The organism is Rubrivivax sp. JA1026 (assembly GCF_011065555.1).
In the GTDB taxonomy this organism is placed as follows: domain Bacteria; phylum Pseudomonadota; class Gammaproteobacteria; order Burkholderiales; family Burkholderiaceae_C; genus Rubrivivax; species Rubrivivax benzoatilyticus.
In genome coordinates this window covers 89,254-106,385 of sequence record NZ_JAALCQ010000008.1, presented here as the reverse complement: position 1 = coordinate 106,385, position 17,132 = coordinate 89,254, and the positions used below count along the sequence as shown (strand labels likewise).

Genomic DNA, 17,132 nt, shown 5'->3' with positions numbered 1-17,132 from the left:
TCAGAAGCTGTCGGCGGGCACGCGGACCCGGCCTTCCATCAGGATGCGGGCGCTGCGGCTCATCACCGCGCGCGTGACGAGCCAGCGGCCGGCCTCGGTGCGCACCTGCGCGCCGACACGCAGCAGACCCGCCGGGTGACCGAAACAAAGGCGCTCGCGTGCGCCGCCGCCAGCGGCGCGGCTGACCAGCGTGCCCGGCACCGCGGCGGCGGTGGCGATGGCCACCGCGGCGGTGCCCATCATCGCGTGGTGCAGCCGGCCCATCGACAGCGCACGCGCCAGCAGGTCGATCTCGGCGGCTTGCACGCGGCGCCCGCTGGACGTCGTGTAGTCGGCCGGCGGCGCGACGAAGACGATCTTGGGCGTGTGCTGGCGCAGCAGCGCGTCCTCGGGCGAATCGATCAGCCCCATGCGCAGCGCGCCGGCGACGCGGATGGCCTCGAAACGCGCCAGCGCCGCCGGGTCGCCATTGATCGCCTCGCGCAGCTCGGTGCCGCGGCAGCCGACCGCCTGGGCCTCGACGAAGACGGTCGGGATGCCGGCGCTGATCAGCGTCGCCTGCAGCCGGCCGACGCCGGGCACCTCGATTTCGTCGACGAGGTTGCCGGTCGGGAACATCGCGCCGTCGTCGGCGGCCGGGTCCAGGAACTCGAGCACGATCTCGGCGGCCGGGAAGGCGACGCCGTCGAGCACGAAGTCGCCCTCCTCGCGGACCTGGCCACCGGCCACCGGCACCTGCACCAGGATGGTCTTGCCGATGTTGGCCTGCCACAGGCGCACGGTGCAGATGCCGTCGTGCGGCACCCGCTCCGGCGCGACGTAGCCGGCGTGCACGGCAAAGGCACCGGCCGCGGCCGACAGGTTGCCGCAGTTGCCCGACCAGTCGACGAGGTCGCGTTCGATCGCGACCTGGCCGTAGAGGTAGTCGGCGTCGTGGCCGGGGCGCGTCGATGGCGCCAGGATCACGCACTTGCTGGTGCTGGACGTGGCGCCGCCCAGGCCGTCGATCTGCGTGCCGTAGGCGTCGGGGCTGCCGATCACACGCTGCAGCAGCCGGTCGCGTGCGGCGCCGGGCACACGCGCCGCCTCGGGCAGGTCCTCGAGGCGGAAGAACACGCCTTTGCTGCTGCCGCCGCGCATCACCGTGGCGGGAATTCGCAGCGTTGCCGCGGTCGTCATCGTTGGGTCTCCAGGAAGTCTTGCGCGAAACGCTGCAGCACGCCGCCGGCGCGGTAGATCGAGACGTCCTCGTCGGAATCGAGGCGGCAGCGCACCGGCAGCATCTCGCTGCGGCCGTCGCGGCGCTCGATCAGCAGTTCGAGCCTTGCGGCCGGGGCCGGCTCGCCGACCACGGTGTAAAGCTCGCTGCCGTCCAGGCCCAGCGTCAGCCGCGTGTCGCCGGGCTCGAACTCCAGCGGCAGCACGCCCATGCCGACGAGGTTGCTGCGGTGGATGCGCTCGAAGCCTTCGGCCAGCACGACCTCGACACCGGCCAGGCGCACGCCCTTGGCGGCCCAGTCGCGCGAGCTGCCCTGGCCGTAGTCGGCACCGGCGACGACGATCAGCGGCTGGCGGCGCTGCTGGTAGGTCTCGATGGTCTCCCACATGCGCATCACCCGGCCTTCGGGCTCCAGCCGCGCCAGCGAGCCGCGGCGCACGCTGCCGTCGGCGGCGCGCACCATCTCGTTGGCCAGCGTCGGGTTGGCGAAGGTGGCGCGCTGCGCGGTCAGATGGTCACCGCGGTGGGTGGCGTAGGAGTTGAAGTCCTCGTCGGGCAGGCCCATGCGCGCCAGGTACTGGCCGGCCGCCGAGTCGGGCGTGATCGCGTTGGACGGCGACAGGTGGTCGGTGGTGACGTTGTCGGGCAGCACGGCGAGTGCACGCAGCTGCGCCAGCGTGCGCTCGCCGGCCAGCGCGCCGTCCCAGTACGGCGGGCGGCGGATGTAGGTCGACCGCGGCCTCCAGGCGTACAGCGGGGCGACCTTCGAGCGCTCGCGCGCGCCGAACATCGGCCGGTAGACCTGCACGAACTGCTCGGGCCGCACCGCGCGCGCGACCAGCGCGTCGACCTCCTCGTCGTCGGGCCAGAGGTCCTGCAGCCGGATCTCGCGGCCGTCGACGACGCCGAGCACGTCGTGCTCGATGTCGAAACGGATGGTGCCGGCGATCGCGTAGGCGACGACCAGCGGCGGGCTGGCCAGGAAGGCCTGTCGCACCTGCGGGTGGATGCGGCCGTCGAAGTTGCGGTTGCCCGACAGCACCGCGGTGGTGAACAGGTCGCGCTCGGCGATCTCGCGCCGGATCGCCGGCTCCAGCGCGCCCGACATGCCGTTGCAGGTGGTGCAGGCGAAGCCGACGATGCCGAAACCCAGCGCCTGCAGCTCGGCCAGCAGCCCGGCTTCGCGCAGATACAGCTCGGCGACACGCGAGCCCGGCGCCAGCGAAGTCTTGACCCAGGGCTTGCGCACCAGCCCCAGCCGGCGCGCGTTGCGCGCCAGCAGCCCGGCAGCGACGAGGTTGCGCGGGTTGCTGGTGTTGGTGCAGCTGGTGATCGCGGCGATGACGACGGCGCCGTCGGGCAGCTGCCCGCGAGCCTCGGCGGCACGGGCCTCGTCCAGGCCGGTGGCGATGCCGCGCGCCTTCAGCGCCGTCAGCGGCAGCCGCCGGTGCGGCTGGCTGGGCCCGGCCAGCGTGCGCTCGACGCTGCCGAGGTCGAAGCTCAGCGTGCGCTCGTAACGCACCGCCGCCAGCGTGTCGGCCCAGAGCCCGGCAGCACGCGCGTAGGCCTCGACCCGCGCCACCTGCGCCGGCTCGCGCCCGGTCAGGCGCAGATAGGCCAGCGTCTGTGCGTCGATCGGGAAGATCGCCGCGGTCGCGCCGTACTCGGGCGCCATGTTGGCAATCGTCGCCCGGTCGCCGACCGACAGCGCGGCGGCGCCTTCGCCGTGGAACTCGAGGTAGGCGCCGACGACCTTCTCGCGGCGCAGGAACTCGGTCAGCGTCAGCACGATGTCGGTGGCGGTGATGCCCGGGCGGCGGCGGCCGCACAGGCGCACGCCGACGATCTCGGGCAGCCGCATCCACGAGGCGCGGCCGAGCATCACGTTTTCGGCTTCGAGCCCGCCGACGCCGACGGCGATGACACCCAGCGCGTCGACGTGCGGGGTATGCGAGTCGGTGCCGACGCAGGTGTCGGCGAAGGCCAGCCCGTCCTGCACCTGGACCACCGGCGACATCGCCTCCAGGTTGAGCTGATGCATGATGCCGTTGCCTGCCGGGATCACGTCCACCCCGTCGAAGGCCTGCCGGCACCACTCGATGAAGTCGAAGCGGTCCTCGTTGCGGCGGTCCTCGATCTCGCGGTTGCGGCGCAGCGCGTCGGGGTCGTCACCGCCGCACTCGACGGCCAGCGAATGGTCGACGACCAGTTGCACCGGCACCACCGGGTTGATCAGCGCCGGGTCGCCGCCGCGCTCGGCGACGGCCTCGCGCAGCCCGGCCAGGTCGACGAAAGCCGTCTGGCCGAGGATGTCGTGGCAGACCACGCGCGCCGGGTACCAGGGGAAGTCGCGGTCGCGCCGGCGCTCGACGAGCTGCCGCAGGCACTCGCCGACGATCGCCGGCTCGGCGCGGCGCACGATGTTCTCGGCGTGCACGCGTGCGGTGTAGGGCAGCGAGTCCCAGGCGCCGGGCGCCAGGGCCTCGACGGCGGCGCGCGCATCGACGTAGTCCAGCCCGGTGCCGGGCAGCGGCTTGCGGAACGGGGAAGTCATGGGTTCGTGCATCGCCGCCTTCAATGGCGCTCGGCCAGCGGCACGAAGGCCTGGCGTTCGGGGCCGGTGTAGTGCGCGCTCGGGCGGATGATCTTGTTGTCCTGGCGCTGCTCGATGACGTGCGCCGCCCAGCCGCTGGTGCGCGCGATGACGAACAGCGGCGTGAACATCGCCGTCGGCACGCCCATCATGTGGTAGCTGACGGCGCTGAACCAGTCGAGGTTGGGGAACATGCGCTTGGCGTCCCACATCACGGTCTCGATGCGTTCGGCGATGTCGTACATCTTGTGCGAGCCGGCCTCGTAGGACAGGCGGCGCGCGACGCCCTTGATGACCTCGTTGCGCGGGTCGGCGATGGTGTAGACGGGGTGACCGAAGCCGATGACCACCTCGCGCGCCTCGACGCGGCGGCGGATGTCGGCCTCGGCCTGGGCGGGGCCGTCGTAGCGCTTCTGGATCTCGAAGGCGACCTCGTTGGCGCCGCCGTGCTTGGGACCGCGCAGCGCGCCGATCGCGCCGGCGACGGCCGAGTAGACGTCGCTGCCGGTGCCGGCGATGACCCGCGCGGCGAAGGTGCTGGCGTTGAACTCGTGCTCGGCGTAGAGGTTCAGCGAGGTGTGCATCGCCCGCACCCAGCTCTCCTGCGGCTTCTCGCCATGCAGCAGGTGCAGGAAGTGGCCACCGATCGAGTCGTCGTCGGTCTCGACGACGATGCGCCGGCCCTGCGCGCTCCAGTGGTGCCAGTACAGCAGCATCGAGCCCAGCGAGGCCAGCAGCCGGTCGGCGATGTCGCGCGCGCCGGGCAGGTTGTGGTCGTCCTTCTCGGGCAGGATGCAGCCCAGCGCCGAGACCCCGGTGCGCAGCACGTCCATCGGGTGCGCGCTGGCGGGCAGGCGCTCCAGCGCCTCGCGCACGCTGGCCGGCAGGCCGCGCAGCGCACGCAGCCGCGTCTTGTAGGCGCGCAGCTCGGCCGCGGTCGGCAGCTTGCCGTGCACCAGCAGGTGGGCGATCTCCTCGAACTCGCAGACCTCGGCGATGTCGAGGATGTCGTAGCCGCGGTAGTGCAGGTCGTTGCCGCTGCGGCCGACGGTGCACAGCGCGGTGTTGCCGGCGGTCACGCCGGACAGCGCGACCGACTTCTTCGGCTTGAGCGTCGGCGCTGGCGAGGTGTTGTCGCTCATCGTGTCTCCTGGTGTTCGACGGCTGGCGTCGGCGCCCCGGGGGGCTGGAATGTTCGCAATGTTCGCTATGCTCCACACCTCCGGCAACGCTTGAAATAGCGAATGAATGCGAAGCCGTCTTCGTCGGTTTGCGAAGATTGCGAAGCGAAGACACCATGCGCAAGACCTTCATGGGCGTGCGTCTGCGCACGCTGCGCGAACGCAGCGGCCTGACGCAGGCGGCGCTGGCCCAGCGCCTGGGCCTGTCGCCGAGCTACCTGAACCAGATCGAGCACGACCAGCGCCCGCTGTCGGTGCCGGTGCTGCTGAAGCTGCAGGCCACGCTGGGCGTGGACCCGCAGTGGTTCAGCGAGGACGACGAGGCGCGCCTCGTGGCCCAGCTCCAGGAAGCCGTGGCCGACGGCGGCAGCGCCGAGCCGGTGGCCCAGGCCGAGTTGCAGGCGCTGGCGCGGCAGATGCCGGGGCTGGCGCGCCGCGTCATCGAACTGCACCGCCACGCGCACGACACCCGGCTGCGGCTGGAAACCGTGGCCGCGCAGGCCGGCGACCGCGGGCTGCTGGCCCAGGTCGGCCCGGCCCAGCCGCACGAGGCGGTGCGCGACTTCTTCTACGCCCGCCACAACCACGTCGCCGAGCTCGATGCACTGGCCGAGGCGCTGCATGCCGGGCTCGGCGTGGGCTCGCCGTCGGCCGCCGACCTCGCCCCGGCGCTGCAGCAGCGGCTGGAGCGCCGGCACGGCATTGCCGTGCACCTGAGCGTGCCGGACGAAGCCGCCGGCCTTCGCCGCTACGACCCGGTGCGCCGCACGCTGCGCCTGCATCCGGACCTGGCGCCCGGGCAGCGCGGCTTCCAGATGGCGGTCCAGCTGGCGCAGCTCGAAGCCGCCGCGCCCATCGACACGCTGGTTGCCGACCCGGCGCTGCCCTCCGACGAGGCCCGGTCGCTGGCGCGCATCGGCCTGGCGAGCTACTTCGCCGGCGCGCTGCTGCTGCCTTACGGCGCCTTCCTCGGCGCCGCCGAGGCGCTGGGCTACGACATCGAGCTGCTGGCGCGGCGCTTCGGCGTCAGCTTCGAGACCGTCTGCCACCGGCTGTCGACGCTGCAGCGCCCCGGCGCGCCCGGCGTGCCCTTCTTCTTCGTGCGTGTGGACCGCGCCGGCAACATCTCCAAGCGCCAGTCGGCGACCGACTTCCACTTCTCGCGCACCGGCGGCACCTGCCCGCTGTGGAAGGTCTACGAGGCTTTCGCCCAGCCCGACCAGGTGCTGACGCAGCTGGCGCAGATGCCCGACGGCCGGCGCTACCTGTGGATCGCACGCTGCGTGGCGCAGCACGACGGCGGCTGGGGCCGGCCCGGGCGCCGCTTCGCCGTCGCGCTGGGCTGCGACCTGCGCCACGCCGGCCGGCTGGTCTACGGCCGCGGCCTGGCGCTGGACCGCGCCGACGCCGCGGTGCCGATCGGCCCGGGCTGCAAGGTCTGCGAACGCCGCGACTGCGCCCAGCGCGCCTACCCGGCGCTGGGCCGCGAGCTGCGCATCGACGCCCACACACGCTCACGCGAGCCTTACGCCTCGACATGACGCAGGCGCGCCCGCCGTACACTCGCCCGCCCGTCGCCCCCCGGCGACACGAGGACCGACGACGATGATCGAACTGGCGCTGGTGGGCATCGGCACCGGCAACCCCGAGCACCTGACGCTGCAGGCCATGCGCACGCTGGCCGCGGCCGACCTGGTGCTGATCCCGCGCAAGGGCGAGGACAAGGCCGACCTGGCCGAGCTGCGGCGCACGATCTGCGCCGAGGTGCTGCGCGACGCGAAGACCGTCGTCGCCGAGTTCGACCTGCCGGTGCGCGATGCGGCCACCGCCGACTACCGCCGCCGCGTCGACGACTGGCACGACGCCATCGCCGAGGTCTGGATGCAGACGATCGCCGCACACCCCGGCGCGCGCCGCGTCGCGCTGCTGGTCTGGGGCGACCCGTCGCTGTACGACAGCACGCTGCGCATCGCCGCGCGGCTGCAGCCGCCGCCGCAGGTGACGGTGGTGCCCGGCATCACCTCGGTGCACGCGCTGACCGCGGCGCACGCGATCCCGCTCAACGAGATCGGCGCGCCGTTCGTCGTCACCACCGGGCGCCGGCTGCGCGAGGACGGCTGGCCGCCGGGGGTGGACACCGTCGTCGTGATGCTCGACGCCGGCGGCGCCTTCGAGGCGCTGGACCCGCAGGGCGTCGAGATCTGGTGGGGCGCCTACGTCGGCATGCCCGAGCAGATCACCGTCGCCGGGCCGCTGGCCGAGGCGGCGCCGAAGATCCTGGCCGCACGCGCCGAAGCGCGTGCGCGCCACGGCTGGATCATGGACATCTACCTGCTCAGGCGGCGCGCCGGCTGAACGCCGGGGCGCTACGGCCGGATGCGGCGCGCCTCGAGATAGAAGCGCTTCTCGTCGGCCTCGCCCATCGAGAAGCTCTTGCGCGGCAGCGGCCCGTGCTGCGCCACACGCGCGATCAGCTCGCTCTTGCCCAGCGTCGCCAGGTGCAGGCCGGCGTGGCCGTCCTGGGCGGCCAGCCGCGCCAGCGCGTCGTCGCCGTGCACGTAGTCGACCTCCTGCGCCCCGCCCTGCGCCAGCAGCGTGTCGACGAAACCCTGGAAGCTGGCGACGTCGAGCTGCGCCGCCGGCGCGCCGTGCACGACGACCAGCGCGTGGCGCCCGCCCGGCTGCAGCAGGCCGGCGGCGTGCAACGAGCGCGGCTGGGCGGCGAGCGCGGCGCGCATCGCCGTGGCGTCGGGCTGCTCGACGATCTGCACGCGCTCACCGAAGTGCGCCGCCAGCGCGGCGCGCAGCTCGGCCCGCACGCCGATCAGCAGGCGGTGGATCGGCGCGAACTCCATCGCCGGGTCGTGGAGGTTCTCCACCTCCACCAGCGCCCAGCGCGCCGGGTGCTCGGGGCCGGCGGTGGCCTTCAGGCGGTCCCAGTTGGCCTTGGCGGTGGCCAGCGAGTGGTTGCCGTCGCCGACCGCGAACAACATGGGCGCCGTGCCCGCCGGCAGGCCGTGGCGCGCAGCGAAGGCGTCGGCGTCGCCCAGCGCCTGCAGCGCGGCCAGGGCCTGCGCCTGCAGCGCCGCGTCGGGCGCGAAGCCGGCGACGCGGCCGCCGCCCAGCATCAGCGCCGTGTCGTACAGCGGCGCCAGGCGGTCGCGCTCGGCGGCCAGCGGCTCGATGACGGTGCGCGCCGGGTCGTCGATCAGCACGAGGATGTGCGGCAGCTCCAGCTCGGCGTCGCGGCGCACCTCCAGCCGCGGCGCGATGCGCTCGACGATCGTGCCTTCGGTCGGCCGGATCGCGCTGGCCGAGCCCGGTGTGTAGTCGTACTGCTCCAGGTCCAGCTCCAGCATCAGCCCGCGGCGCACGCGGCCGTCGGCCAGCGTGCGCTCGACCAGCACCGTGCCGGCGTGCGGGCGCAGCAGGCCGCTGGCGGCGTAACGCCGCATCGCCGCCTGGATGCCGGCGATGCGCTCGCGCTTGTCGGCGCTGGCGAGAAAGACCTCGGGGTAGATCAGCCGCAGCGCCGACGGCGCGTCGCCGACGGCCTGCTCGACCTGCTGCCAGTAGCCGGGGTCGCTGGTGTACTGGTCGCAGGCGATGACGCTCCAGCGCTGCAGATCGAGATCGGCGCGCGGGAGCAGCAGCTGCGGGGGGCGGAAACTGGGGACGGGCATGAGGGGATGATGCCGCAGGGGCGGGCCGGCGCTGGCCCGTGCCACGGCTATCCTGCGCTGATGGTGCTGCGTGGGCTGGCCAACGGCGAGGGCTTCGATGCGTCGGCTTCGGGGTGGAGGGAGCTTTTATGGGGCACGGATGGGTGAGCCGCCCGGCTGTCTCGAGCGAAGAAGCCTCCGAGGAGGCCGGGGCAGCCCTGCCTGCCGGCACCCGATCACGCCCGCCAATGTCTGACGAGCTCTACTGCAAGGTCTACCTGGCCGGTGCCGCCGACAGTGCCGCTGCGAAGGCCGCGATCAGCGCCGCCACCGGCCAGCTGTTCGAGCGGCGCGGCGCGCAGGTGGCCGGGTTGAGGGTCGAGGTCTTCGACAACGGCCAGCCCGGCTGGGAGGCCAGCGACGCCGACGACGACTTCCTGCACTGGCCGGTCTACCTCGAGATCGAGCCGATGGACGCGGACATGGCTCTGCCGGCCTTCATCGCGGCGCTGGCCGGGCTGCTGAACCGTCTGGATGCGCACGGCCTGCGCAGCATGGCCAGCTGCGACTTCGAGGACGAACTGGCCGCGGCGCGACAGGCGCGCGGCTGAGAGTCCGGGCGGTTGGCAAGCGATCGGTCGCATGGCGCTTGTCGAGCGCCGCCTTTCGACCCAGAGCAGTCACTCACCGTGTGCGGCGGCGGTCAACCCAGTGCCGGCCTCCCGAGGCGGCTCTGCGCATCGGTTGGATGCGATCCTCAGGCGCCCCGCCTTCGCCTACGCAGCTCGCGCCGACACGGGCCAACTCAGCCATACCGAGCTGCCGCCGCTCGGCAGCGCTTGGCTGCCCACACGCCCACCGTGCGCCTCGGCGATCGCCTTGACGATCGCCAGCCCCAGCCCGCTGCCGCCGCTGCGGCGCGAGCGCGACGGCTCGCCGCGGCGGAAGGCCTCGAAGAGCTGGCCGTCCAGCTCGGGCGGGATGCCGGGGCCGCCGTCTTCGACCGCCAGCGTCGCCCAGCCTTCGTGCAGGCGCGCCTGCACGCGCAGCGGGCCGGGGTCGGCGTGCATCAGCGTGTTCTCCAGCAGCGCCATCAGCGCCTGGCGGATGCGCACCGGGTCGCAGTCGACGGCGGTCGGCAGCTCCAGATCGAGCGCGAGCGTGAAACCGCGCGCCGCCAGCCGCGCGTCGACGGCATGCACGACGGCCGCGATCTCCGCGCCCAGGTCGGCCGGCGTGCGCTGCAGGTCGAGGTGGCCGCTGTCGGTGAGGCTCAGCACACGCAGGTCCTCGATCAGCCGGTTCAGGCCCTCGACCTGGCGCAGCAGGCTCTCGAAGAGCTGCGGCTCCGGCGTGAACACGCCTTCGGTCAGCCCCTGCATCCGCCCGCGCAGCACCGTCACCGGCGTGCGCAGCTCGTGCGCGATGGCGGCGCTCCAGAAGCGTCGCTCCTCGGCCATGGTCTGCAGCCGCTCGGCCATCGTGTTGAAGTCGCCGACCAGGCGCGAGGCCTCGCCCAGCGACGGGTCGTCGCTGGCGGCGCGTGCCTGCAGATTGCCTTCGGCGACCTCGCGCAGGCTCTCGGCCACCGAGTTCAGCGGCCGCAGGATGCGGCGCGACAGCCGCGTCGCCGCCAGGATCGCGATCGCCAGCGCCGCTGCCGTCGTTGCCAGCATCCAGGCGATCTCGACGTCGTTGGGCAGCCAGCTGTCGGAGATGCTGGACGGCGAGTAGGTCATGAAGAACGCGTAGAACGCGTACGAGCCCAGCACCGACAGCAGGATGACGGCCAGCGCCAGCGCGGCCATCGCCAGCACGATCTGGCGCTTGAGCCCCGAGCGCGCGTCGCTGCTCATTCGCCGCTCGACAGCCGGTAGCCGACGCCGCGGATGCTCTGCGGCGATCCCGTCAGGCCGCAGGCTTCGAGCTTGCGCCGCAGCTTGCTCAAGTGGCTGTCGACGGTGCGTTCCTGGGCGTCGCCTTCGGGCAGGCAGCTGCCCAGCAGCTCCTCGCGCGAGTGCACGCGCCGCGGCGCCTGCGCCAGGCAGGCGAGCAGGCGGAACTCGGTGGCCGTCAGGTTCAGCGGCCGGCGCTCGCCGTCGACGAGCACCGTCGCCTCGTGGTTCTCGCGGTCGATCTCGAAGGCGCCGGCGCGCAGCACCGGCTGGGCTGCGGCGGCACGCCCGAAGCGGCTGCGCCGCAGCACGACCTGCACCCGCGCCACGACCTCGGCCGGGTTGAAGGGCTTGACGACGTAGTCGTCGGCGCCGACGCGCAGCCCGGTCAGCTTGTCGATGTCCTGGTCCATCGCCGTCAGCATGATCACCGGCGTCTGGCCGCGGTGGCGGATCTCGCTGAGCACCTTCCAGCCGTCCAGCCGCGGCATCAGCACGTCCAGCAGCACCAGGTCGGGCTTCAGCGACAGGTGCATCGCCAGCGCCTCGCGCCCGTCGCGGGCATGCACCGTGCGCAGGCCGCTGCGGCCCAGGTAGGCGGCGAGGATCTCGGCGATCTCGCCCTCGTCCTCGGCGATCAGGACGAGCGCGTTCAGCGGCTCGGCGGCGGGGATGGGCATCGTTACTCCTCGTGGCGCTCCATCGTATCTCCACAAAACCTCGATCGTCCGTCAGCCTGACGTCACGACACTGCCACGCCTCGACGCGCCGAGCCTTCCTCGGCGCGCGCTCTGGATGTGGACATGAACGACAACTGGACTCGGCGGGCGGCGCTGGTGGCCGCGGTGGTGGTGGCGGGCTGTGCGCCGGCCGACGACGAGACGGGCCCGGCGGCCGCGCCGCGGGTGACGGTGCAGACGCTGGCGCCGGCCGATCTGGCGGTGACGGAGGACCTGCAGGGCCGTGTGGCCGCCTGGCGCAGCGCCGAGATCCGCGCGCAGGTCGGCGGCATCGTGCAGCAGCGGCTGTTCGAGCAGGGGGCCGAAGTCGAGGCCGGCAAGCCGCTGTTCCAGATCGACCCGCGGCCCTTCCAGGCCGAACTCGAGATGGCCGCGGCGTCGCTGCAGCGCGCCGAGGCGGCGCTGGCGCGGGCGCAGCTGCAGGAGCAGCGCCTGGCACCGCTGGTGGCGGCCGAGGCCGTCAGCCGCCAGGCGTACGACGACGTCGTGAGCGCCCGCGAGCAGGCCGCGGCCGAGGTCGCGCTGGCGCGTGCAACGCTCGCACGCCGCCGGCTGGACCTGCAGTTCACCACCGTCACGGCGCCGATCGCCGGGCGCATCGACCAGGCCCTGGTCAGCGAAGGTGCGCTGGTGTCGGCCGGCGACACGGCGCCGATGGCGCGTGTGCAGCAGATCGACCGCGTCTACGTCGACCTGCGGCAGCCGGCCACCTCGGCTGCCGCCGCATTGCCGGCAGCGGCCGAGGTGCAGATCCTCGATGCACGCGGAGCGCCGAACGGCCTGTCCGGGCGGGTGCTGATGTCGGGCATCGACGTCGACATCGGCACCGGCGAGCGGCTGCTGCGGGTGGCCGTCGCCAACCCGCAGCGCCAGCTGCTGCCGGGGCAGTTCGTCCAGGCGCGCCTGACGCGGGCGCACTACGACGCGGCGCTGACGCTGCCGCAGCACGCGGTGTTCCGCGTCGGCGGCCAGGCGCAGGTGTGGGTCGTCGACGCGCAGCAGCGCGCGCACGCGGTGCCGGTCGAACTCGGCGAACTGGTGCAGCGTCGATACCGTGTCGCCGCCGGGCTGCAGGCCGGTCAGAAGATCGTCGTCGCGGGCGGTGAACGCCTGCACGAAGGCGCGGTGGTGGCGGCGCGGCCCTGGACCGAGTCCCAAACCGCTGTCGCCGTGCGGCGCTGAGCCGGAGCACCGCATGCCGCAGTTCTTCATCCAGCGCCCGGTGTTCGCCTGGGTCATCGCGCTGTTCATCGTGCTCTTCGGGCTGATCGCGATCCCGCAGCTGCCGATCGCGCGTTATCCGTCGGTGGCGCCGCCTTCGGTGTCGCTGTACGCCAGCTATCCCGGCGCGACGCCGCAGACCTTGGCCGACTCGGTCGTCGCGCCGATCGAGCGTGAGCTCTCGGGCGTGCGCAAGCTGCTGTACTTCGAGTCCTCGGTCGACTCGTCCGGCACGGCGCAGATCACGGTCACCTTCCAGCCCGGCACCGATCCCGAACTGGCCCAGGTCGACGTGCAGAACCGCATCAAGGCCGTCGAGCCGCGGCTGCCGCAGGCGGTGCGCCAGAACGGGCTGCAGGTGGAGTCGGCCAGCTCGGGCTTCCTGATGCTGGTGGGCCTGGTGTCCGACGACGGCCGCCACGACGCGCTGGCGCTCGACGACTACATGGCGCGCCACCTCGTCGAGGAGCTGCGCCGCATCGACGGCATCGGCCGCGTGCAGCTCTTCGGCGCCGAGCAGGCGCTGCGCGTCTGGGTGCTGCCCGAGCGCCTGGCCGCCCACGGCCTGACGATGGGGGACGTGGCGCAGGCCATCGAACGCCAGAACGCACAGATCGCGCCCGGGCGCCTGGGCGACGAGCCGGCGCTGCCCGGGCAGCGCGTCAGCGTGCCGCTGACGGTGCAGGGGCAGCTGTCATCACCGGAAGAGTTCGCGGCCATCGTGCTGCGTGCCGGCCGCGACGGCTCCAAGGTCGTGCTCGGCGACGTCGCGCGGGTCGAGCTGGGCGCGCAGTCCTACGCCTTCTCCAACCGCGAGAACGGCCTGCCGGCCACCAGCGCCGCGCTGCAGCTGTCGCCGGGCGCGAACGCGGTGCGTGCCGCGCAGGCGGTGCAGGACCGATTGACCGAGCTGGCGCCGACGCTGCCGGCCGGCATGCGCCACACGGTGTCGTTCAACACCGCGCCGTTCGTGAAGATCTCCATCGAGAAGGTGCTCTACACGCTGGCCGAGGCCATGGTGCTGGTCTTCCTCGTGATGTACGTCTTTCTGCAGAACCTGCGCTGCACGCTGATCCCGGCGATCGTCGCGCCGATCGCGCTGCTGGGCACCTTCGCGGCGATGCTGGCGCTCGGCTTCTCGATCAACGTGCTGACGATGTTCGGCATGGTGCTGGCCATCGGCATCATCGTCGACGACGCCATCGTCGTCGTCGAGAACGTCGAGCGCCTGATGGCCAGCGAAGGCCTGTCGCCGAAGGCCGCGACGGCCAAGGCGATGCAGGAGATCACCGGCGCGGTGGTCGCGATCACGCTGGTGCTGACGGCGGTGTTCATCCCGATGGCGTTCGCCAGCGGCTCGGTGGGCGTCATCTACCGCCAGTTCAGCCTGTCGATGGCGCTGTCAATCGGGCTGTCGGCCTTCCTGGCGCTGAGCCTGACGCCGGCGCTGTGCGCCACGCTGCTGCAGCCGGTGTCGGCGGCGCACCCCCGCTCGCGTTTCTTCGCCGCCTTCAACCGCGGCTTCGAGCGCCTGACCGGGCGCTACGGCCGCGGCGTCGCCGCGCTGCTGTCGCGCGGCGGCCGCGTGATGGCGATGTTCGCGGCGCTGTGTCTGCTGCTGGTGCTGGCCTGGCGCGAGCTGCCCTCGTCCTTCCTGCCCGAGGAAGACCAGGGCTACTTCATGACCTCGATCCAGCTGCCTGCCGACGCCACCGCCGAACGCACGCTGGACCTCGTCAAGGCCTTCGAGGCCCACGTCGCGACGCGCCCGGCGATCGCCTCCAACCTCGTCGTGCAGGGCTTCAGCTTCTCGGGCTCGGGGCCGAACGCGGCGATGGCCTTCACGACGCTGAAGGACTGGGACCAGCGCGACGGCGCCACCGCGACCGAGGAGGTCTGGCGGGTGATGGAAGCGCTGCAGGACACGACCGAAGGCCAGGTGATCAGCCTGATGCCGCCGGCAATCGACGAACTCGGCACCTCCTCGGGTTTCACGCTGGTGCTGCAGGACCGAGCCCAGCAGGGCCAGGCGGCGCTGAAGGCCGCCGAGGCGCAGCTGCTGGCGCTGGCCGCGAAGAGCCCGCTGCTGCGCGAGGTCTACGCCGACGGCCTGCCCGCCGGCAGCAGCCTGCGGCTGGACATCGACCGCCGCAAGGGCGAGGCGCTGGGCGTGTCCTTCGACGCCATCAGCCAGACGCTGTCGGCGGCGATGGGCTCGCTCTACGTCAACGACTTCCCGCACGACGGCCGCATGCAGCAGGTCATCGTGCAGGCCGATGCGTCGGCGCGCATGCAGCTCGACGACGTGCTGCGGCTGCAGGTGCGCAACACCGCCGGCGGCATGGTGCCGCTGCGCGAGCTGGTGACACCGGTGTGGAGCGAAGCGCCGCTGCAGATGCAGCGTTTCCAGGGGCTGCCGGCGACGCGCATCGCCGGCAGCCCGGCGCCGGGCGTGTCCAGCGGCAAGGCGATGGCCGAGATGGAACGCCTGGCGGCGCAACTGCCGCCGGGCTACACGGTCGCGTGGACCGGGCAGTCGCTGCAGGAGCGCCAGTCGGCATCGCAGGCGCCAATGCTGATGCTGCTGTCGGCGCTGGTCGTCTTCCTCGTGCTGGCGGCCTTGTACGAGAGCTGGTCGCTGCCGCTGTCGGTGATGCTGGTCGTGCCGCTGGGGCTGGTCGGCGCGGTCGCAGCGGTGGTGCTGCGCGGCCTGCCCGACGACGTGTTCTTCAAGGTCGGGATGATCACCATCATCGGGCTGTCGGCGAAGAACGCGATCCTGATCTGCGAGTTCGCGCGCCAGCTGCACGCCCAGGGCCACGGCCTGGCCGACGCGGCGCTGCAGGCGGCGCGGCTGCGGCTGAGGCCGATCCTGATGACCTCGCTGGCCTTCACGCTGGGCGTGCTGCCGCTGATGCTGGCCAGCGGCGCCAGCGCCGCGACACAGCACGCCATCGGCACCGGCGTCTTCGGCGGCATGCTCAGCGCCACGCTGCTGGCGGTGTTCTTCGTGCCGGTGTTCTTCGTCCTGATAGTCGGTGCCACCGAACGCTGGCAGCGCTGGCGTGGCCGCCAGGCCGGGCAGCCGCAGCAGCGGGAGGCCTGACGATGCGAACCGCGTTTTTCGCCCTGCTGCCGCTGCTGGCCGCCTGTGCCGGCGCGCCGACGCCGATGCCGGCACCCGACGCCGGCCTGCCCGCGGCCTTTCCGCTGGCGGCCGAGACCGAATCCGAATGGCGCGGCGTCTTCGCCGACCCGGCGCTGCAGCGCCTGACGGCCGCCGCGCACGAACACAACCGCGACCTGCGGCTGGCGGCGCTGAACGTCGAGATCGCACGAGCGCAATACGGCATCGAACGTGCGGCGCGCCTGCCGGCCGTCGCGCTGGAAGCCGGGGCGCAGCGCGAACGTGCGCTGGCCAGCGGCGGCGACAGCGCCAGCACACGCTCGCAGCAGGCCAGCCTCGGCCTGGGCCTCAGCGCCTTCGAACTCGACTTCTTCGGCCGCGTGAAAGCCCTGTCCGACGCCGCGCTGGCGCGTTACCTCGCCAGCGAACACGGCCGGCGCGCGGCCGAGCTGGCGCTGGACGGCGCCGTGGCCGACGCCTGGTTCGCCCAGCGCCTGGCGCTGGCCCAGCGGGACCTGGCCGAGCGCACACACGAGGACTGGCGGCAGACGCTGGCGCTGCTGCGAATGCAGCGCGAGGCCGGCCAGAGCAGCGCGCTGGACCTGGTGCAGGCCGAAGGCGAGCTGGCCTCGGCCGAAGCCGAGCTGCAGGCCCGCCGCCGGGCGCTGGAGCAGGCCGGCAACGCGCTGCGGCTGCTGGTCGGCACGGCGCTGCCCGGCGAGCTGCCGCCGCCGCTGGCACTGGACGCACCGCCCGTGGCCGTGCAGGCCCCGGCGGGCCTGCCGTCGCAGCGCCTGCTGCGCCGGCCCGACCTGCAGCAGGCAGAACAACTGCTGGCCGCGTCCCAGGCCGAGGTCGGCGCCGCCCGCGCGGCTTTCTTCCCGCAGATCACGCTGACCGCGGCGCTGGGTGTCGCCAGCCCGTCGCTGGACGCGCTGTTCGGCGACGGCCGCCGTGTCTGGCGGCTCGCGCCGCAGGCCAGCCTGCCGCTGCTCGACGGCGGCCGGCGGCGGCAAGAGCTGCGGCTGGCCGAGCTGCGCCGCAGCGAGGCGCTGGCGAGCTACGAACGCAGCATCCAGACCGCGTTCCGCGAAGTCGCCGACGCGCTGGCTGCGGCCGCCACGCTGGGGCCGCAGATCGAGGCCCAGTCGCGCGCCGTCGCCAGCGCCGCGCGCCGCGTCGAGCTGACCGAGCTGCGTTACCGCGCCGGCCTGGAGGGGCGGCTGGAGCTGCTGGACGCGCGGCGCCAGCAGCACGCGGCGCAGCTCGCGCTGCTGGAACTGCGCCGCGCCGAGCTGGGCAACGCCGTGGCGCTGTTCCTGGCCTTGGGCGGCGAGGCGCCGGCAGGCCGTGGGCGTGAGTCGCTCAACGACTGACCCCGTCGCCGCGCGGCGAGCTGGTCCGCCCAGTCAGCAGCATCTGTTGGTCGCCGCTTCCGACGGCCCCGGTCTGCGGCACCGACCGCGGCGGCCAGACAGCGCCAAGGGCCTGCCG

Annotated in this window: 12 protein-coding genes; 6 read left to right on the top strand and 6 right to left on the bottom strand. The window is 73.1% G+C overall.

Annotation, left to right across the window (positions count from 1 at the left end):
* Genes prpF through prpC form a run of 3 tightly spaced genes read right to left on the bottom strand, consistent with a single transcriptional unit; the run spans nt 1 to nt 4,954 of the window.
* Nucleotides 1-1,179, bottom strand: a complete 1,179-nt coding sequence (gene prpF, locus G5B56_RS14240) for a 2-methylaconitate cis-trans isomerase PrpF (protein WP_164963628.1) — start codon at nt 1,177-1,179, stop codon at nt 1-3.
* On the bottom strand, nt 1,176-3,773 hold the full coding sequence (gene acnD / locus G5B56_RS14235; RefSeq protein ID WP_164963627.1) for a Fe/S-dependent 2-methylisocitrate dehydratase AcnD: 2,598 nt from the start codon (nt 3,771-3,773) through the stop codon (nt 1,176-1,178). The genes prpF and acnD overlap by 4 nt, the downstream gene beginning before the upstream one ends.
* A 20-nt stretch (nt 3,774-3,793) precedes the next feature.
* Nucleotides 3,794-4,954, bottom strand: coding sequence for a 2-methylcitrate synthase (gene prpC / locus G5B56_RS14230; RefSeq protein ID WP_164963626.1), 1,161 nt, complete (start codon nt 4,952-4,954; stop codon nt 3,794-3,796).
* A 155-nt stretch (nt 4,955-5,109) separates the two neighbouring features.
* Between prpC and G5B56_RS14225 the strand changes: the two genes are divergently transcribed.
* Together G5B56_RS14225 and cobF are read left to right on the top strand one after the other, a co-directional pair.
* Complete coding sequence (locus G5B56_RS14225) at nt 5,110-6,534, top strand: short-chain fatty acyl-CoA regulator family protein (protein WP_164963625.1); 1,425 nt, start codon at nt 5,110-5,112, stop codon at nt 6,532-6,534.
* A gap of 64 nt (nt 6,535-6,598) precedes the next feature.
* Nucleotides 6,599-7,348: a precorrin-6A synthase (deacetylating) gene (gene cobF / locus G5B56_RS14220; RefSeq protein WP_009857572.1), complete on the top strand. Its 750-nt coding sequence runs from the start codon at nt 6,599-6,601 to the stop codon at nt 7,346-7,348.
* A gap of 11 nt (nt 7,349-7,359) precedes the next feature.
* Here cobF and G5B56_RS14215 read toward each other — a convergent pair whose 3' ends face one another.
* On the bottom strand, nt 7,360-8,676 hold the full coding sequence (locus tag G5B56_RS14215; RefSeq protein WP_164963624.1) for a DUF1015 domain-containing protein: 1,317 nt from the start codon (nt 8,674-8,676) through the stop codon (nt 7,360-7,362).
* 227 nt (nt 8,677-8,903) lie between these two features.
* Here G5B56_RS14215 and G5B56_RS14210 point away from each other — a divergent pair, with 227 nt between their 5' ends.
* Nucleotides 8,904-9,266, top strand: a complete 363-nt coding sequence (locus G5B56_RS14210; RefSeq protein ID WP_164963623.1) for a hypothetical protein — start codon at nt 8,904-8,906, stop codon at nt 9,264-9,266.
* Between the two features lie 165 nt (nt 9,267-9,431).
* On the opposite strand, the gene G5B56_RS14205 is transcribed toward G5B56_RS14210, so the two are convergent.
* Nucleotides 9,432-10,511: a HAMP domain-containing sensor histidine kinase gene (locus G5B56_RS14205; protein WP_164963622.1), complete on the bottom strand. Its 1,080-nt coding sequence runs from the start codon at nt 10,509-10,511 to the stop codon at nt 9,432-9,434.
* Complete coding sequence (locus G5B56_RS14200; protein WP_164963621.1) at nt 10,508-11,230, bottom strand: response regulator; 723 nt, start codon at nt 11,228-11,230, stop codon at nt 10,508-10,510. Before G5B56_RS14200 ends, G5B56_RS14205 begins: the two co-directional genes overlap by 4 nt.
* 123 nt (nt 11,231-11,353) lie before the next feature.
* Here G5B56_RS14200 and G5B56_RS14195 point away from each other — a divergent pair, with 123 nt between their 5' ends.
* The 3 genes from G5B56_RS14195 to G5B56_RS14185 are packed head-to-tail and all read left to right on the top strand — an operon-like array spanning nt 11,354 to nt 17,014.
* Nucleotides 11,354-12,472 (top strand): efflux RND transporter periplasmic adaptor subunit, encoded by a 1,119-nt coding sequence (locus G5B56_RS14195; RefSeq protein ID WP_164963620.1) that lies wholly within the window; start codon nt 11,354-11,356, stop codon nt 12,470-12,472.
* A 13-nt stretch (nt 12,473-12,485) separates the two neighbouring features.
* Nucleotides 12,486-15,617 (top strand): multidrug efflux RND transporter permease subunit, encoded by a 3,132-nt coding sequence (locus G5B56_RS14190; RefSeq protein ID WP_164963619.1) that lies wholly within the window; start codon nt 12,486-12,488, stop codon nt 15,615-15,617.
* Between the two features lie 2 nt (nt 15,618-15,619).
* Nucleotides 15,620-17,014, top strand: coding sequence for an efflux transporter outer membrane subunit (locus G5B56_RS14185; RefSeq protein ID WP_009857581.1), 1,395 nt, complete (start codon nt 15,620-15,622; stop codon nt 17,012-17,014).
* Nucleotides 17,015-17,132: the final 118 nt, after the last annotated feature.

What these genes read in the sequence shown, in the direction of transcription:
- prpF (WP_164963628.1), bottom strand. Translation starts at nt 1,179, where the DNA reads ATGACGACCGCGGCAACGCTGCGAATTCCCGCCACGGTGATGCGCGGC.
- acnD (WP_164963627.1), bottom strand. Translation starts at nt 3,773, where the DNA reads ATGACTTCCCCGTTCCGCAAGCCGCTGCCCGGCACCGGGCTGGACTAC.
- prpC (WP_164963626.1), bottom strand. Translation starts at nt 4,954, where the DNA reads ATGAGCGACAACACCTCGCCAGCGCCGACGCTCAAGCCGAAGAAGTCG.
- G5B56_RS14225 (WP_164963625.1), top strand. Translation starts at nt 5,110, where the DNA reads ATGCGCAAGACCTTCATGGGCGTGCGTCTGCGCACGCTGCGCGAACGC.
- cobF (WP_009857572.1), top strand. Translation starts at nt 6,599, where the DNA reads ATGATCGAACTGGCGCTGGTGGGCATCGGCACCGGCAACCCCGAGCAC.
- G5B56_RS14215 (WP_164963624.1), bottom strand. Translation starts at nt 8,676, where the DNA reads ATGCCCGTCCCCAGTTTCCGCCCCCCGCAGCTGCTGCTCCCGCGCGCC.
- G5B56_RS14210 (WP_164963623.1), top strand. Translation starts at nt 8,904, where the DNA reads ATGTCTGACGAGCTCTACTGCAAGGTCTACCTGGCCGGTGCCGCCGAC.
- G5B56_RS14205 (WP_164963622.1), bottom strand. Translation starts at nt 10,511, where the DNA reads ATGAGCAGCGACGCGCGCTCGGGGCTCAAGCGCCAGATCGTGCTGGCG.
- G5B56_RS14200 (WP_164963621.1), bottom strand. Translation starts at nt 11,230, where the DNA reads ATGCCCATCCCCGCCGCCGAGCCGCTGAACGCGCTCGTCCTGATCGCC.
- G5B56_RS14195 (WP_164963620.1), top strand. Translation starts at nt 11,354, where the DNA reads ATGAACGACAACTGGACTCGGCGGGCGGCGCTGGTGGCCGCGGTGGTG.
- G5B56_RS14190 (WP_164963619.1), top strand. Translation starts at nt 12,486, where the DNA reads ATGCCGCAGTTCTTCATCCAGCGCCCGGTGTTCGCCTGGGTCATCGCG.
- G5B56_RS14185 (WP_009857581.1), top strand. Translation starts at nt 15,620, where the DNA reads ATGCGAACCGCGTTTTTCGCCCTGCTGCCGCTGCTGGCCGCCTGTGCC.